Source organism: Shimia sp. Alg240-R146 (assembly GCF_947331465.1).
Lineage (GTDB): Bacteria > Pseudomonadota > Alphaproteobacteria > Rhodobacterales > Rhodobacteraceae > Shimia.
Window position 1 is genome coordinate 578,942 of record NZ_CAMZOK010000002.1, and the last position, 16,911, is coordinate 595,852.

The window sequence follows — 16,911 nt, forward strand, 5'->3', positions numbered from 1 at the left end:
TTGAAGCGCGATCATCCTCTTGAGCATTGTTTCATGGAGTTGTTGCCGCTTGGGCTGCCATCCTTGCAAAAGATTTCGCCAAGCCCCTGCTGGATGCGGTGTTGGTGTTGGGTGAGGCACATGAATTAAAGTAGTCCCGAGCGCGCGCTATTGGGGCATTATGTGCATCGTGCCCAACCCGTCGGCGTCTGAGGCCGAGACGCAGAGACTGGACAACGTGCGGGGTTGATCCTCTGGCCATGGGGTGCCTCTGTGCAGCACGGCACGTTGATCCCAGATCAACACATCACCGGCTTGCCAGCTATGAGAGTAGGTGAAATCCGGCTGCGTGCAAAACTCCATCAACTCGCGCAGCAATGCGGCGCTTTCGGCGGCGTCATATCCGTCAACAGCAAAGGCATGACTGGCGATGTACAGCGCCTCTTTGCCATTCACCGGGTTGGTCCAGACCGATTTCCAGTGCTGATCAGGCCATTTATGAAACATAGGGAGTTTTGCCAGTTCGGGCGAAATTTGCGCGCGTGAATGGCTGTAGCGGTGGCGAATGCCACGCCCCCTAACGCGGGCCTTCAAGCTTTCGGGCATTGCCGCCCAGGCTGCGCGCGTCGAGGCGAGTTCTGTCGCGCCTCCTGATTTTGTCACCACTCTCCCGATCAGGATGTTGGTCAGCGCTGGTACAGGCAAAAAGGTGCTGTCGGCGTGCCAAAGAAAGTTTGCTTTGAGGTGCAGCGTGTGCAGGTCATCTGCTGCGGTCAGCTTGCCATCGGCACGCACGTTCGAAACTTTTGGCACCTTATAGGCATCATCAGATGTGCGCTCATCCGCCAGACGGTCTTCGATAGTGCCAAAGCGGCGGGCAAGCGCCAAATGGTCCTCATCCGTAATGTCTTGGCCGCGAAACAGCAGGGCGGAATGCTCTTCAAAGAGCGCGCGCAATCGGAAAAATCCGTCAGTCCGGGCGACATCTGCCAGTGACACGTCTTCGACAATGGCCCCAAAAACAGGTGTTAGCGGTGTGGTTTTCCAGCTGGCTGTCGGGTTAATCATGGTGTGCTCATTGCTTCAATTTCTTCTGGGCTCAGATCCTTGACGCTGTCCCAGGCCATGCTTTTGGCGCTGTTCAGCAACCCTTTGGGATCCATTCGTTTTTTCCATGCCAGATGGCGGTAGTCGGCGTTTTTTAGGCCACCCCCTTCGACTTGCCACGTGTGCGCGTCGTAGACGGGAAACCCGTTGTCCTCATAGATTGCGTTGATTGCCGCGAGTTGGTCCGCATCTCGGTACCAAATGATGGGCAGGTCAAAAGTCACGATTTCGCCGTCGACGCGGGAAAATTCGTGATGGTTCCAAACGTCATCGGTTAGGTGTTCGCGCAGGTCCGCGATTGCCTGCGGGTCCGGCGGGCTGGGGCAGCCGACCTGTTGATAAGTCGCGGAACGGTCCGCCTTGAGCACTTGAAGCGTCGTATGGTTGTAGGAGAAGTCATAGACATGAGGGATGCCCGCGTCACCACGTTCGGTGTCGGTCATCATCAGGTCGACGTAGCCGCCCTCGGCTTCCATCAGGGCAGCAAAAGTCGATGCTTGCGCGGCGGGGATCATAGAAACAAGTAGGTGTTTGTTGGCTCTGATCTTTCCATCAAGACGAGGGAAATAGGTGGTGATGCGGGCATCGACTGTGCTTATCAGCTTAGGGCCAATGTCACCGCGTTGTGCAAGGGCGTAGCCGGCGGCGTAAGCGCCCTCGTAGGTGTCAAAGGTGGCCATGCAGCCTATCCAATCCTGCAAAGGAACGGTGCGAATGGTGACTTCGGTGATCACACCGTTCAAGCCCCAGGCATGGTGAATTTGCATGACGTGCGCACCTTCAAACCGGCGCTCTTCCGGCGTGTCGGTGACCGACATCGCTTTCAGCGCACGCAGATTGCCGGGGTCGCGCAGCATACCGTTGGCGATGGACCCGATGCCTGATGAGCCGCCCGCCACGAAACCGCCGATGGTGGCGATTTCCTGCGTGGAAGGGAACATGCACATCTCGCGGCCACTTTCGGCAAGGGCGGCGTTGATGTCCTTCATCAGCGCACCTGCTTGGACCCGCACAAAGTCTTCTCCGATCTCAAGAACTTTGTTCATCGCGGTCATCTCCAGGACCAATCCGCCGTCCATAGGCACCGCCTGTCCGTAGTTGCCGGTGCCACCGCCGCGAAGGACGACGGGCACGCCAGCGTCATACGCCGCCGAAAGGCACTGCTTCAGTTCGCCGACGTCCTTCGGGCGCGCGATCAGATCAGCAAAACAACGTTTGAGGCGCGCGTTCAAAATGGGGCTGTACCAAAAAAAGTCCCGCGACCGCTTCTTGACCAGAACGGTTTCGCTGATCACCTCAACGGGGGCGAGTGCGGCGGCGAAAGCGCCCCAATCAATGTCAGTCTTTCCCGAGATAGAAGTCATGCCACTGTCCTGTCTGCATAGGTTTTCAGGGGGTATAGTTGTGTGCTGTCGTCCAGCGCTGAGGTTGTCGACGGCGCATCACATACCAAGAGGTCGTCGATACTGGCTTCATCAACGAAGGTTTGCGCCATGCCCAACGCTTGCGCGGCGTCAGTGGTGATCATCGGCCAAAGGTCCGCCAAGGGTGGGTCCAGATGGGCGGCCAGAACAGCCAGAGCAAGCGACGCACGTGGATTGTGGCGCCCGAGCGGGCAAAATGCATCTCGCACATTATCTGTTCCGACGATGACCGGCACACTTGAAGCGCGCAATTCGCGCACGCGTGTCAGGCCGCGCCTGTCAGGGGTGCCTTCGGTGCGGCCCTGCAGGTACAAGTTGGTGGATGGCAATGTCACGACAGACAGGCCCGATTGCGCGACCAAATTGATCCGCCGCTTCATCGCGTCGCCGCTCAAATTCATCATACTGCAGGCATGCCCACACAGGATTGGGCCATCAAATCCAGTTTCGATGGCGGTCCGCGCTATCAGTTCAAGGCCATCGAGTCCGTCTGCCAAACCTTCATCCACATGAAAATCCAAAGCGATGCCATGGTGCATTGCGATTTCAAATGCGGTTTGAATGCCCTTTGGCAGATTGGGTTGATCCAGAACGAAGCTGCCGAGGGCGCCTCCGACACACGAAATTTCCCGCACCAAGGTTTTTGCGGTCTGAGGATCGGCCAAATCCTCCAGAGAGGTGAGCGGCGCGAGGTTTAGAGTTATGTGGTCCCGAAAGTCCTGCGCAAGTTCCTTAAGGATATGCCAAGCCAATGGGGGCGTACGTGCACCTTCGCCATGGGACCAGTCGACATGGCTGCGCGCGGCCTTGCAGCCTGCCGAAATCAATTCTTGCAGGCCGCGTGTTGCACGGGCGCGCAAATCCTCTTCGCTCCAGAAGGCCTTGTCCTGCGATTGCGCATCTATTGCGGCGCGCAGGTTGCCGCCCACGGCAGGCATGCGGTCAACGGAGTGGCATTTATCAAGATGGACATGTGCCTCGGTGAAGCGCGGCAGCACCAGCTTGGGAGCAGGTGACAGTGAAGCAGGGAGCAATCTGGGGCTACCGCCATTTTTACAGATCAGATCACCGCGCAGATACGCCCCTTCAACAATGCCGCCGAAACCCGTCGCAGATCGCACCAAGGATCTGGGAACTTTGACATCCGCAATACGGACGTCTCTTGATGGTTGAGTGAGAAGCGGTTTGTTCATTTGGGGGATGCCCTGTGATCAAACTGCGCGAAATCTTTGAGGAACTCTGCAAAGTTTGTGGCGGCTGTGGTGAGCAAGTGCGTGCCCGCCGCTGCCGAGGCCGCCGCGGCATTTCCGCAGGCCCCTTGGTCATTCAGATCGTCGATTATCCAACCCGGGCGCGCGGGTTGGCCGGACATGCCAATCTTTGGAAATGCGTCCGCCCAGCCTTCCATCGCCGTGCGAAAATCCGCCGCAAGATCCATGTCGACCACTTCGGGATGGATCGCCAACATGGCAGAGGTCTCGATAAATCCGGCATGCAGATCGTAGGCCAGATCTGCGACATCAATCAGACCGTCATAGTCTGCGAACCCAAACCAACTGCAGGAAACAACAATCATCTCATGCGCGATCCGCATGTCACGCCCCGCGATCTCAAGTGCGGCCGAATTCCCGCCATGTCCATTGAAGAGCACCAGCCTGCGGATGCCTGCGCGCGAGACGGAGGCTGCCACGTCGCGCAACACAGCCAAGAGTGTTTCTCCTGAAAGGCTGAGTGTGCCGGGATGGGTGCCGTGTTCCTCACTTTTGGTGATGGTAAGCGTCGGCAGAACCAGCACGCTCATTGCCGCGTCAAGTGCCGCGAGGCTTTGGCGTGTGACGGCATTTATCAACGCTGTATCGACATTGACGGGCAGGTGGGGGCCATGTTGTTCGGTGGCCCCGATCGGCAGGACAGCGACAGTGGTTTCCGGCAGTTTGGCAAATGCACTGGAGGGCAAATCAGCCCAATATCCTTGCACAGTCATGTTCCAAGCCCTCGCGCAGAGGGGTGGATCAGACACGCCAATAGCACACGCGTTTCCATAGGTTCTCCTTTCAAAGAACTGGTGTTGCGAGGCCCTTGGGATTTATCCGTGCCAGAGATTGACAAGTAGATTGGCATCGAATGTAATCTGGGACAAGCGGAAATTTCCCTAGGAAAACATCAATAAAATGAGAGAGTTAACGCCTGAATCCATCCGGCCACCCTTTGCCCGTTATGCGCACGGAGTGGAGATCCCCGGCCATTGGCGGCTTGTTCAAACATCCGGACAATTGGGGATTCGCATGGATGAGGTCGTGCCGGAAGATGTGCGTTCGCAGGCTGAAATCTGTTTTGCCAGTATTGATGAAATTCTTGCCAGCGCAGGCATGGCGCGAGGCGACATTGCCCACTTGACAGCGTATGTCACCGACCGCGCGCATATGGCCGCCTATATGGCCGCACGGGATGCGTTTCTGGCTGATGTGAATCGGCTGCCCAGCTCCACCTTGTTGATTGTGTCGGGGTTCACGCGGCCAGAGTTCAAGGTCGAGATTGAAGTGCTCGCGGCAGCGCCCTAAGATTTGACCCCATACTCGCCGTACCTTTCACAAGGGAACATGCAGTTCACAGGGCCGAACGTGGAAGGGGCCAATAACCGGTTCGGTGAGGTTTTCTGTGCTGCAAGAATGGGTTTGCTGTTCTGGCTGACAAACCCCGCGCAGCCACCAAACGCGCCTACACAAGCCCGACTTGTCCGACACAGCCTCAAGTGTACACGCACACGAAAGCTCACTTTCCGCCGCTTGTGGCCAAAGCGGCTTCCTACTTGGCGCAACGAATTCAGGCGCAAACGCTGCTGTTGCGAGCAAAAGTCTGGACTTCGGAAAAGCTGACCTTGGCAGTTTCCTGATTTGCGCCGTTGCGGCCAATAGCGGCTTGGAGCCCAAATTATCATTCGCTTTTGGACATCGAGTTGCCATTTGGTGACGCGCTCGGCACAGTCTCACTATGACAAGCTCACCTAAGAAGCCATTGGCAGGATCTTGGATCAAACAGGGTTCTTCAATCGTCGCAGACCAAACTGAACTCGAGATCGAGAGACGTATGCGCGAAGATTTGCAACAAGTTTCAGCATCTGATGATGGTTGGGAGCTATTATTTGTTGACCCCCTTGATGGCACGTACTGGGAATTAACATTCCCGCAATCATCGATGCATGGTGGAGGACCAAAACTGCTTTCGCCGGTGCCATTTTTATTGGCACAGACCAAATACGGATTATGAACCGAACGGCACCCTCGTCAACAAATCGGACTGCCGAACACATGTCCAAGACTGAACCATAAAGAAAGAAAAGTGGCGGGCCCGCAAACGCAGCCGTAGGGTTATCTCATTCCCGAGGACCTGTATGTACAGGTGGGTGCCAGGTAATCAGGCCAGGACCAGAACAGAGCCAGCTCCCTCGGAATTGCTTAAGGCCACCGGAATGCAACCGTATTACGAGAAGGGCAGAACCCGCCACCGCTCTATCTATGCGTCCGACCGCCTCAGCGCAAGAGGGCAGTGGCGCAGTTGCTCTTGCAATTTGTTCATGAATTGTTCACGTTGATGGCATGAATGACATTGCCCCTCAATCACTACAACCCGGTCAGCTTTTGGCCCGTGGCGTCAGCCGTCACTTGCGCAGCCATGGCTATGTGTCGATCGAGGAATTTGTGCCAACGCGCGGCCTGCGCGTTGACGTGATGGCGCTTGGTCCCAAAGGGGAACTTTGGGTGGTGGAATGCAAATCCAGCCGCGCGGATTTTCAATCAGACACGAAATGGCAAGGCTATCTGGAGTGGTGTGACCGGTATTTCTGGGCGGTAGATACGGATTTTCCGACCGAGCTGCTGCCGGAAGGCACGGGGTTGATCATGGCGGATGCGTATGATGCTGAAATTATCCGCATGGGACCCGAAGACAAGCTGGCGCCTGCGCGACGCAAGAAGATGATCCAGAAGTTCGCCACAGACGCGGCGCGGCGACTGCACCGGTTTCGCGACCCCAAACTGGCGCCAATGCCTGATGAGGAGACCCCACGATGATGGTGAAGTTTTATTATCCTGACGATGACTGGTGTTACCGCGGCCTTCAAACGGTGCACGCGGTTTTCCACAAAGACGGCAAGCTGATCGCACGCGCTGAGCGCGGCGATCGCAATGGATATTACGAGTTTGAAATTACCGGCTTTGAACTCAAAGGTCCCGGCGAAATCCTCACGTAACCGGCGTTTCAGTCGACGTGTTTGGCCGTCGCAGCCGCGGCGCGAATTTCGTCGGCGATTTCTTCAGCTTCTTCCGGAGAGAAGTCCATCGGAATTTCCAGACCGTCGGCTTCGATAAAAATCCGCACGAATCCCTGATCGGTCGGGCCGATTTGCATGTTGGCTTCGATGTCGCGTTCGGTGTTGATGCCCATGACGGTTCTCCTGTGCTGGCAAATCGGGTAGCGTGAATGCACGACGAAGGCAAGGCACGCGGCGACAGGAGAGTGCAGTGCGTGAGATTGATGAAGTTACTTTGCGCCAATTTGAGGCGCGCGATCTGGATTGGCTGGTAGAGGCACACGCAGAGCTTTATGCCAGAACAGAAGGATTTGATGACAGTTTCGCGGTGTTGGTTTCCGCGATTTTGACGGATTTTGTGGATCACAACGACGCCATTTGGGAACGCGGTTGGGTTGCCGAGCGGCAAGGGTGGCGATTGGGCAGTATTTTCTGCGTGAAATCCAAGGATCCATTGCAGGCCAAACTGCGCTTGTTCCTGGTGCAACCAGAGGCGCAGGGGCTTGGACTTGGGCGGCGATTGCTTGAGACCAGCATGGGGTTTGCACGCGACCGTGGCTACACAGGAATGCAGCTTTGGACCCATGAAAGTCATGCCGCGGCTTGTGCGCTTTATGCGGCCTATGGCTTTGAAATGACCGATGCGCAACCGGTGCGGAATTTCGGTGTCGACCTTGTCGAACAAACTTGGAAAATTTCATTTTAGGCGCTTGCAATCGCCGACGCGGGGCGCTAAATCGCCTGAGCGTGCCGCCTTAGCTCAGTTGGTTAGAGCACTGGTTTGTGGAACCAGGGGTCCCCCGTTCGAGCCGGGGAGGCGGTACCATTTCTCCAAGAAACTTGAATTGCTTGCGTTGTGTTTCTGGCCGCGTGCAACTGTAGTGCGGTGTGGCCTGTGAGCAAACGCCAGTGAACCGACGGTCGGCTCCCGGTCAGCAGCTTTGTTTCCGATCGGGCGTTTTGCAGGGTAATTTCCCGGCACTGTTTCCAAATTCGTGGTAAATAATTGCCTAAAAAGTCAAAAAGCTTGCGCAAAGCTTTAGAAACAAGGACATTTGTCGCGTTAACTATTTTTAGCACTACGCATTTCGATCAAAGGGGGCTGCCATGTTCCACCCTGCGACAATTCGAAATACGCGTGCCGGACTTTTGGGGGCGTTGTGCCTGTTGCTGGCCATTGGCGGCAACAGCGGGTCTTTTCGTGTCTCTGCAGATGTGGATCCTCTGAATGCGCCATATGAATTGGTGCCATTCTCTGGCGACGCGACACTGCGTGATTTCACAGCCGAGCATCTGAACGATCCGGACCTTTGGCCAACCGTGTTGCGGCTGAACGATTTGGCGTCGGTCGCGGATTTATCGCCCGGAACAGTATTGCAGTTACCGGTCGTGCAGGTGGCCTTGGCAGATGAGGCTTTGGCCATGTCACTTACGGCGATTCAGAAAGCCACAGCCGAGGGCGCGCGGCTGTTTGCGCCGCGCCAAATTGGCGACGCTATTTCGGATCGGGACACGGCGGTGACACGGCGCGGCGAAGGCGAATGGCGGCAAGTGGTAAATTTCGCAGGCTCCAGCACCGACCATGCAGTGGAGGCCTTTGAGATTGCAGTGGCACAGCGCGACCGCGCGGCGGAGGCGTTGATTACAGACATCCATGGCCGCGTAGAAGGCCGAGACCCGGCAGAGGCAGCTTGGTCTGATCGGGCGCTTGACGACATTTTGGTGGAATTTGAAAGAGTGCGCACGCTGACCAACTCCACCACACAAGTGACCTTTCGCGACCTAAGCCGGTTGCGGCTTAATCCGAACTCGAATGCTACGATTCAACGCATGCGGTCGGACCCGCTAACGGGCAAAGAAGTCACCAAAGTCAGCCTGCAGAGCGGCGATTTTTATGCGCTGCTCAATCAGTTGTCTGATCAGGACAGCTTTGAAATCGACGTGCCCGGCATTCAGACAACCACCGAAAGCGATGATTTCTGGATCAAGAAAGAGGACGACAGCGCTCTGTTTGTGAACTACGACACGGCGGCTCTGGACATCGAAAGCGGTACTGCAAAGGTGTCGCTCGGGCAGGACGAGGGTGTCGTGATCACCGATGGCGGTGTTACGGCGCGGGCGGAAGTTCTGGAGCGCACGGTGTTGTCAGCACCAGCCGACAAGTCCGAAGTCTTCGGACGTGCGGTTGATCTTAGCTGGCGGGCGTTTCCAGAGGCCAGCGGCTATTGGTTTGAGGTTGCGGGCGATCCGGGCTTCAACCAGATGATCACCACCGAATGGGGCGTTAAGGACACTGGATTTCGTGTCGAAGCCTTGATCCCTGGCGTACATTTCTGGCGTGTTGCGGCGCTGGATAAACTGGGTTTGCCCGGTAAATGGTCCGAAACCAGCGCCTTTGAGCTGCGCATTGACGAGACACCGCCGTTCTTGACCATCTTGGCACCGCAAGAAGCCACGCTAGTGGAAAGTGACGCGATCGAGGTCTTGGGAGCGGCCGAGGCCGGCGTGATGCTGACGCTCAATGGCGCACCTGTGAAGATGTCAAGTGATGGCAGCTTTGTCATGCAAGCCCCTTTGAAGGTTGGAGAAAATCAATTGGTGCTTGTGGCGCTGGATGCCGCTGGCAACCGCTCCGAAAAGCGTAGGACGGTGACCTATGTCCGGCAGGAAGCTGTACAGATTGATTTGGACGCTGGTCTTGCGCGACAAGGAGATTTGCTGGTTAGCCGCACACCGGAGCTTACAGTTTTGGCCGCGACCTCGGCGCCGGCGGGATTGGACGCGGTGTTGCGCGATGACGTGGGCGCAGAGATCGGCCGCACACGCACAGGCGCCGGCGGTCGGCTCGCCATGTCGGTGCCGGTGGGACCACAACCACAAGGCTATCGCTTTGAAGTGGTGTCGTTGGCGGGTCGTTTGGTTGGCGAGTTGGCGTTCTCCGTGCAATTGGACACGCAAGCGCCAGAGATCGTTTTGGACGTGCCACCACCGCGCGCCACGTCAGAAGAAACGCTGGATTTGACTGGGGTTTTTGGCGACGCCGTGAGCTTGAAGCTCGACGGTCAAGCGCTTGAGATGTTTGATGATTTCTTTGCCACTCAAATTGCGTTGACGCCCGGGCGCAACGCTTTTGAGTTGAGAGCTGAAGACGCTGCAGGAAACGTCGGCGTTCTGGCTGTGGAAACGCTTCTGGATCTGGAACCGCCAGAAATCACGTCTGCGGACATGCAGCGGCCCAGCGGGGAATCGGGGCCGATTGAAATTGTGGTGACAGCAACAGATGAAGGCGGTCTGCGACAGGCCGCGCCTTATCTGGTGGAAGTTGGGGATGCGGAATTTGAAGGGTATTTGCGCTGTGACAGCCGCGCGGGTGTCTGTCGCGCAAGTTTGCCAGCCTCGCAAGGTGAGATGAGTTTGATCGAAGTGATCGTGCAGGATTACGCGGGCAACGAGGCGTTCCGATGAGAGGGCTGAGGTGGGGATGATTGGGATGATGCAACGCATGATGCGTATTTGGGTAGCTGTGGTTTTGGCGCTGAGCGGTGAGGCCGTCAGAGCGCAAGACACGGCTGCACCCGTGGATCAGGGTCTTTTGGTCGTCTACGGCGTTCTCGCGCCAACGCGTGAAGGCGATATTGATCACCGCGAAACCATTTTATTTAGTGTTCCCCGTAATTTACGCGACCGAATTTATGTACGGATTTTTGATCCAGAGATGAACGGTGCGCATGATTTCAGCTATGGGCGCTATGGCAACACAGAGACAATCTATCGGGTGTTTGGTGGCGACGGTGCTCGTACTGGCATTGAGATGCCGGTGCCGGTCTCAGACGGCGCGCGACCACAAAAGGTAAAACGCGCCGCGCTTATGGCACCTCGGTCCGGAGACGTCCTGCGAGAGGCCACGTTTGTCGCTGACAAGAAAACCGATGGGCAATGGGTGTCGCTCGGATCGGTGCGGGCCCGCCAAGGTGAGATCATTGGCGACCGCGCTTGGTTTCGCCTCGAAGTCCTTGGGGCGGATGGGGACGACGGCAACGGGTTCAACGTGGATGTGAGTCTCGCGCGCGATGTGCATCGCCGACCCGACGGGCTTGTGATGGAAGCGTATCAGCCAACCATTCGTTGGCCTGGTGACGGTGTCGGCACAAGGGTTGAGCTGTTGAACCCCACAACCGGCCCCCTGACGGTGCAAAATTTTGACGGCGCGGCAGGCGATCTGCGTCTGAACCGTATGTATTCTGACATGCGACTGCGGGCGTCAGGCCAGAACGTCTGGAGCTCGGAAGAAGTATCGCCTGGTGAGGATTTGCTTGCCATCACCTTGCGTGGCGGGTTTGAAACCCCCAATGATGTGACCCTGTCGGTGTTCGATCAAACAGGCACTGCTTTGCCAATCCTGATGCCACCCCGACAAGCCCCAGTGCCGGAACGCCCCGACGCTTTGCCGCGCGCGCGGGAATTGGCGGACTGCCGGTCGGTGGCCTTTGATGGCAGCCATGACGGCGCGGATCCATTGCTGGCCTATATGTGGGACTACGGCGATGGTGCAACCGGCGCGGAGCCGGTGAGCGCCTATGGCTACAGCACACCTGGCAAGTATGACGCGCGCCTGCGCGTTCTGTTGCCCGGTACGCGCGCAGCACGCGGGGCTGAGGCCACGGCACCCGTGCACATCCGCAAAGCACCGGTTGCAATGGCAGGTCAGGACATAACAGTGGCACCGGGCGATGTGGTGGCTTTTGACGGTGGCAGCTCAGTTCCCAGTGACAGCCCGATCACCCGCTATGTTTGGACCTTCGGTGATGGCGCCGCGGTTGAAGGCGCGGCTGCCGAACACGTCTATGGTCAGGCGGGGGCTTATCGGTCGGTGTTGCGGGTGTCTGATGGCAGCAGTCATCCCTGCAACTTTGGCGTGGCAACGCGCTTGGTGACTGTGAACGCAGCGCCAGTTGCCGAGGCGGGCACGGATCAAAGCACTATCGTGGGCCGTGCTGTGACGCTGGATGGCGCTGCCAGCTATGATGTGGACGGCACCATTGGCGCCCACGTCTGGGAGATGGGCGACGGGACAACGCTCGACGGATCGCGGGTGACGCATGTCTATACCGAGCCCGGGGTATACACTGTGGCGCTTGCCGTGACCGACGACAGCGGGGTTGCCAATGCAACGGCTATGGATCGTTTGACCATTCGGGTGAACGCGCCACCGGTGCCGGTGATCGAAGGCCCGTCAGAGCCGGTTGCGGTGGGCGAAGCCGTTGTGCTTGATGGCAGCGGGTCGCGCGATGCGGATGGCGTGATCTTGAGCCATTTGTGGGATTTCGGCGATGGCTCGATCGGCGAAGGTGAGATGGCCGAATACGCTTGGGCCAAACCAGGCGTTTACCGCGTGGTACTGGCAGTGACCGACAATTCCGGCACCACGTCGGCCACTCAACAGGTGGCCTATGAGGTGATCGTCAATACGCGACCCGTGGCCGACGCCGGAGCGGATCAATTTGTGACAGCATCAGATGTGCAGTTTGACGGTGGCGGCTCTCGCGATATCGACGGGCAGATCGCGCAATACCTTTGGGACTTTGGCGATGGACGCACCGGACAGGGACCACGCCCTGTGCACAGCTTTGCACGGCCCGGCACTTATGATGTGGCTTTGACCGTGCAGGATGACAGCGGTGCGCCACAAAGCACCCATCGCGACACGATGAAAGTGGTGGTGAACGCCGCGCCAATTGCGGATGCCGGTCCTGCATTGACGGTGGCGCCGGGCGAAGAGTTTGTGCTGGATGCGGGGGCGTCACTTGATCCCGACGGTCGGGTGGTCGATTACGTCTGGTCGTTCACGGATGGCAGCTCCAAGACCGGCGTGCGCGCGGCGCACAGTTTTGATCAACCGGGACTGCATCGCGTGATGCTTGCCGTGACCGATGATTTTGCGGGCGGCGGCGCGGGTGACGAAAGCGAAGTGTTGATCACGGTCAACGATCAGCCTGTGGCTGTTGCAGGCCCCAATATTCGCGTGGCACCAGACGAAAGCGTGTCTTTTGACGCAACCGGATCCTTTGATCGCGACGGTCAATTGACGGGTTACAGTTGGGAATTTGACGATCTGCAATCCCCGCTTGAGGCCAGTGTTGTCGAACGCGCGTGGCCATCGGCCGGCGTGTTCAACGCCCGCCTTGTGGTGCGCGATGACAGCGGCGTTGCCAATGCGACAGCCCAAGACAGCGTTGTCATTCAGGTCAACCACCGTCCCGAAGCCGAAGCAGGTCCTGTAATCGATACCGACCAGTTGCTCGTGACACTGGATGCGGGCGGCTCAAGCGACGCGGATGGGGACAACCTTGTCTATCAGTGGGACTTTGGCGACGGATCGCGTCCGATGTTTGGTCGTGAAGTGGCGCATGTGTTCCCAAGGGCCGGGCGCTTTCCTGTGACGTTGCGGGTGGACGACGGTTCGGGCCTCAGCAATGCCAGCGATATTGACGCCACCACAGTGATCATCAACGCGGCACCTGTGGCACATGCCGGTGGCAACCGTGATGTGTGTTCAGGCGAGTCGATCCTGTTTGATGCGTCTCAAAGTGCGGACGCGGATGGCGATCTGTTGCAGTACAACTGGAACTTTGGCGATGGTACGTGGTCTGACATCATCAACCCGACCAAGACCTATGAAATGCCGGGCACCTATCCGGTGACATTGTCGGTGGCGGATGAAAGCGGTTCAAGCCGTGGCAGCGATCGCGACCGGATTGCGGTGATTGTGCAAGAAGGGCCTATTGCCAACGCGGGGCCTGATATGCGGGTGTGCGTCAATCAAGAAGTGCGCATGGATGGCAGCGGCTCCACCGATGCGGATGGATCGGTGAATGGCTATGAGTGGACCTTTGGCGATGGCAGCCGCGCAAGCGGCGCGTCGCCGGTCAAAAGTTTTGAACGCGCTGGCACCTATTCCGTGACTTTGACCATAACGGGCGACGCGGTTGGTCAATGCAGCCCGCTGGACACAGACACCGTGACGGTCGAGGTGCTGCCTGCGCGCAGCCAAACGATTGTGGCCGTCGACCGCGCACCGGTCGGCGAGGCGGTCGCGTTTTCAGCCAAACTGGGCGAGGCCGCAGGAACCGGCGATCCAGTGGCGTTTGACTGGCAGTTTTCCGACGGTGCAAATGCGTCAGGACAAAACGCCAGCCATGTGTTTGATGCCCCGGGTGAATATCTGGTGACATTGACCACCAAACTTGAGGGCGGCACGCAGGACTGCGGGCAATTGGTCAGCCGCCACAAGATTGTTGTTAACGCAGCGCCCCAGCCCGCGATTGATGGACCCGAAAGCGTCGCAGTGGGCGCGTTGGTGTCGTTTGACGCTGGTGGGTCGCTCGATCAAGACGGGGTGATCACGCGCTACTTGTGGGACTTTGGCGACGGCAACACGTCGACTGGGGTTGCTGGACACCACCGCTATGAAAAGGCCGGCACCTATGCGTTGACCCTTGAGGTTGTCGACGATGCGGGCGTGGCCAATTCGGTCGCGGTGGCGGCGCGGCAGGTCACGGTCAATCCGGTGCCGATTGCCGGGTTGGATACGCCGCCCGCGCTCTGTGCGAACACTCCACGCAGCTGGCAAGTGACTGCGGCGGAGGGTGTCGCGGTCAACTGGGCGTTTGGCGACGGGCAGACCGACACCGGGGTCGCGGTGGAGCATGTCTTTGCCAAGCCGGGGCTTTATCCTGTGGCGGTGACCACAGATGACGGGCGCGGGTTGGCGAATTCGGTTTACCGCGAGGAGGTATACGCGCGCGTCAATGCGGTGCCGGAGGCTGATGCGGGGCCGGATCGTGTGGTCTGTCCCGGTGAAGACGTGGTTTTCAGCGCCGGTGGGTATGATGCGGATGGCAAGATCACCAACCACATCTGGACATTCTCGGACGGTGTGGAACTGCGCGGAGCCGAAGTGACACGCAGCTTTGGCGTCACAGGCCCGGTTGATGTGACCCTGAGCGTTGTCGATGATAGTGGTGCAACCTGCAACACAGGTCAGGACATGGCGCGGGTTCTGGTTAACAGCGCGCCGGTTGTGGATGCCGGGGCGCACCAATCAACGCCAGTTGGTGCCGCACACGATGTGCTGCGGTTTGACGCCAGTGCTGCGCGTGATCCGGACGGGCAGGGGCTGTTGATCAATTGGGACTTTGGCGATGGCACCAGCCTGTCTGGTGCTGTGGCGCGGCACCGTTATGCCAGTGCGGGGGACTATACGGTCACAGTAACCGCACGAGACAGCAGCGGGCTAAGCTGTGGTGTCAGCACAGACACGGCGCTGATCAAAGCCACCGCGCGTGAAGGCAGCAATTGATGCGTTTCCCGCTACCGCTCAAGTTCTTCCTGTTTGCAGCACTTGTGGCTGTGGTGCCTCTGGCGTTGGTGGGGGAAAACTTGGTGCGGATCGCACGCGATGAACTCAAAAGCGCCGTGAACGAAGACCTGACAGGGGTCGCCGCGCAGGTACGCAGCGAGTTTGACAGTATGTATCAAGGGCGTTGGCTTGCGCCTTTGATGGTGATCCGCTCCGGCGTGGACAATCCGGATCTGGATGTGGCGCAAAAGGTCTCGCTGCTGACGCAGGGCATGGAGCAATTGGAAGGGGTCGTGGCGCTTCAGTTAAGCGTTGAAGGCTCTGATATTCCCATGGTGGTAAGCGATCAGACTTTTGGCGAAGCGCTTGCCGCAGAAGGGCTGGATCCGGTAACCACTCTGGCTGCGAGCCCGGAACTGATCGCCAACATCAAAGGCACTGGCCAATTTGGCCGCCCGCTGATCAGCCAGATACGGGAAACCGGTGATTGGGTGGCAACATTGGCGCTGCCGATGGACAGCAAGATCGCGGGGCGGGATCTGACCTTGGCGGCGCGGATCAACCTTGGTGCTTTGCGGCGCACAGTGTCGCGCCATCCGTTTAACCAACGTGGTGAGATCACCATCGTGGATCACGCTGGCCGCACGGCTTTGGTGGACGAGCCTGAGGTGATGAACCAACGCGCAATTGTGGCCTCGGCCATGCCGCTGATTGTGGCGGGCGCGCGGGCCGATGCGCTTCAGACCTACACGCGGCCTGACGGCACAGCGATGCTGGGGGCTTATGCCTTTCCCGAATGGTTTCCCTGGGCTGTTATTACCGAGTTGAGTGAAGAAAGCGCCTATGCGGTGATCGCGGAAATGATGCGTCGCATTGTGATGGTCGGTGCGCTGGGCTTTGCCGCGGCGTCGGTTGCGGCGCTGATTTTCTCCAAGGGCCTGACCGGACCAATCCTGAAAATCGGGCGCGTGGCGGACGCGATTGGCGAAGGGGATTACAGCGCGCGCGTGGACAAAGTCAAAAGCCGCGACGAGATCGGCGATCTGGCAGCGCGGGTGAACACCATGGCGGGCCAGCTTAGCGAACGGATGGAGTTGATGAAATTTGTCAGCCACGAAACCGTGTCCGCCATTCAGGCCCGTGACGGCGCAGGCATCCGGCGCGGCGGAGAGCGGCGTGAGGTGACAATGCTGTTCTCTGACATTCGCGGCTATACTGCGTTTTCGGAGACTGTGACACCGGAAGAAGTGATCGAGGTGCTGAACCGCTATTTCGAGATCCAGTCAGCCATTGTCGTGCGCCACGGCGGAGACATCGACAAATTTGTCGGCGATGAATTAATGGCAATGTTTGTGGGCGAGGACAAAGAAGACCGCGCCGTGCGCTGCGGTGTCGAAATCAAGGAAGCGCTGGCCGAGAGCTTTGGCGCCCAAACAGGCCGTGAATTGGCTGTGGGCATCGGCATTGCGTCTGGCGCGGTGGTGCTTGGCGCAATGGGCGCGCGGGAACGGATGGACTACACCGTGCTGGGCTCCACCGTGAACCTTGCTGCACGCCTGTGTTCCAAAGCAGGCCCATGGGAGGTGCTTGTAGATCGCGCCACAACGGATTTGGTGGATGAAGGCGTCGATTTGGACCCGCGTCCTGCGGTTGACCTCAAAGGTTATGCCGATCCGGTGCCAGTCTATCGCGCGTCATTCAGCGAAGAAGAAACACTGGCTGTCTGAGGTCGT

The 16,911-nt window shown here is 58.3% G+C and carries 13 protein-coding genes and 1 tRNA gene; 9 read left to right on the top strand and 5 right to left on the bottom strand.

The window, feature by feature from the left end:
* Positions 1 to 147 precede the first annotated feature (147 nt).
* The 4 genes from PG871_RS12050 to PG871_RS12065 all read right to left on the bottom strand — a co-directional run bounded on the left by PG871_RS12050 (position 148) and on the right by PG871_RS12065 (position 4,494).
* Positions 148 to 1,047, bottom strand: coding sequence for a TauD/TfdA dioxygenase family protein (locus PG871_RS12050; protein ID WP_270729631.1), 900 nt, complete (start codon positions 1,045 to 1,047; stop codon positions 148 to 150).
* Positions 1,044 to 2,450 (bottom strand): FAD-binding oxidoreductase, encoded by a 1,407-nt coding sequence (locus tag PG871_RS12055; RefSeq protein WP_270729632.1) that lies wholly within the window; start codon positions 2,448 to 2,450, stop codon positions 1,044 to 1,046. The genes PG871_RS12050 and PG871_RS12055 overlap by 4 nt, the downstream gene beginning before the upstream one ends.
* Positions 2,447 to 3,631: an amidohydrolase family protein gene (locus PG871_RS12060; protein WP_270730884.1), complete on the bottom strand. Its 1,185-nt coding sequence runs from the start codon at positions 3,629 to 3,631 to the stop codon at positions 2,447 to 2,449. Before PG871_RS12060 ends, PG871_RS12055 begins: the two co-directional genes overlap by 4 nt.
* 68 nt (positions 3,632 to 3,699) lie before the next feature.
* A complete protein-coding gene (locus PG871_RS12065) occupies positions 3,700 to 4,494 on the bottom strand; it encodes a creatininase family protein (RefSeq protein ID WP_270729633.1) in 795 nt (264 codons plus the stop codon).
* Between the two features lie 187 nt (positions 4,495 to 4,681).
* On the opposite strand from PG871_RS12065, the gene PG871_RS12070 reads away from it, so the two are divergent.
* The 4 genes from PG871_RS12070 (at position 4,682) to PG871_RS12085 (ending at position 6,759) form a co-directional block, all read left to right on the top strand.
* Positions 4,682 to 5,071, top strand: a complete 390-nt coding sequence (locus PG871_RS12070) for a RidA family protein (protein WP_270729634.1) — start codon at positions 4,682 to 4,684, stop codon at positions 5,069 to 5,071.
* A gap of 430 nt (positions 5,072 to 5,501) precedes the next feature.
* A complete protein-coding gene (locus tag PG871_RS12075) occupies positions 5,502 to 5,777 on the top strand; it encodes an Imm27 family immunity protein (RefSeq protein ID WP_270729636.1) in 276 nt (91 codons plus the stop codon).
* A 329-nt stretch (positions 5,778 to 6,106) separates the two neighbouring features.
* A complete protein-coding gene (locus PG871_RS12080; RefSeq protein ID WP_270729638.1) occupies positions 6,107 to 6,580 on the top strand; it encodes an MmcB family DNA repair protein in 474 nt (157 codons plus the stop codon).
* Positions 6,577 to 6,759 (top strand): hypothetical protein, encoded by a 183-nt coding sequence (locus PG871_RS12085; protein ID WP_270729639.1) that lies wholly within the window; start codon positions 6,577 to 6,579, stop codon positions 6,757 to 6,759. The genes PG871_RS12080 and PG871_RS12085 overlap by 4 nt, the downstream gene beginning before the upstream one ends.
* An 8-nt stretch (positions 6,760 to 6,767) precedes the next feature.
* Here the strand turns inward: PG871_RS12085 and PG871_RS12090 are convergent, their stop codons facing one another.
* Entirely contained in the window at positions 6,768 to 6,953 is a 186-nt protein-coding gene (locus PG871_RS12090) for a DUF6324 family protein (RefSeq protein ID WP_270729640.1), read from the bottom strand.
* Between the two features lie 32 nt (positions 6,954 to 6,985).
* Between PG871_RS12090 and PG871_RS12095 the strand changes: the two genes are divergently transcribed.
* The 5 genes from PG871_RS12095 (at position 6,986) to PG871_RS12115 (ending at position 16,905) form a co-directional block, all read left to right on the top strand.
* Positions 6,986 to 7,525, top strand: a complete 540-nt coding sequence (locus PG871_RS12095) for a GNAT family N-acetyltransferase (RefSeq protein WP_270729641.1) — start codon at positions 6,986 to 6,988, stop codon at positions 7,523 to 7,525.
* 43 nt (positions 7,526 to 7,568) lie between these two features.
* Positions 7,569 to 7,645, top strand: a tRNA-His gene (locus PG871_RS12100).
* A 281-nt stretch (positions 7,646 to 7,926) separates the two neighbouring features.
* Positions 7,927 to 10,284: a FecR domain-containing protein gene (locus tag PG871_RS12105; protein WP_270729643.1), complete on the top strand. Its 2,358-nt coding sequence runs from the start codon at positions 7,927 to 7,929 to the stop codon at positions 10,282 to 10,284.
* Between the two features lie 25 nt (positions 10,285 to 10,309).
* The gene (locus tag PG871_RS12110; RefSeq protein ID WP_270729644.1) at positions 10,310 to 15,178 is read left to right on the top strand and encodes a PKD domain-containing protein; all 4,869 of its coding nucleotides are present in this window, start codon (positions 10,310 to 10,312) and stop codon (positions 15,176 to 15,178) included.
* The gene (locus PG871_RS12115) at positions 15,178 to 16,905 is read left to right on the top strand and encodes an adenylate/guanylate cyclase domain-containing protein (protein WP_270729645.1); all 1,728 of its coding nucleotides are present in this window, start codon (positions 15,178 to 15,180) and stop codon (positions 16,903 to 16,905) included. The genes PG871_RS12110 and PG871_RS12115 overlap by 1 nt, the downstream gene beginning before the upstream one ends.
* Positions 16,906 to 16,911: the final 6 nt, after the last annotated feature.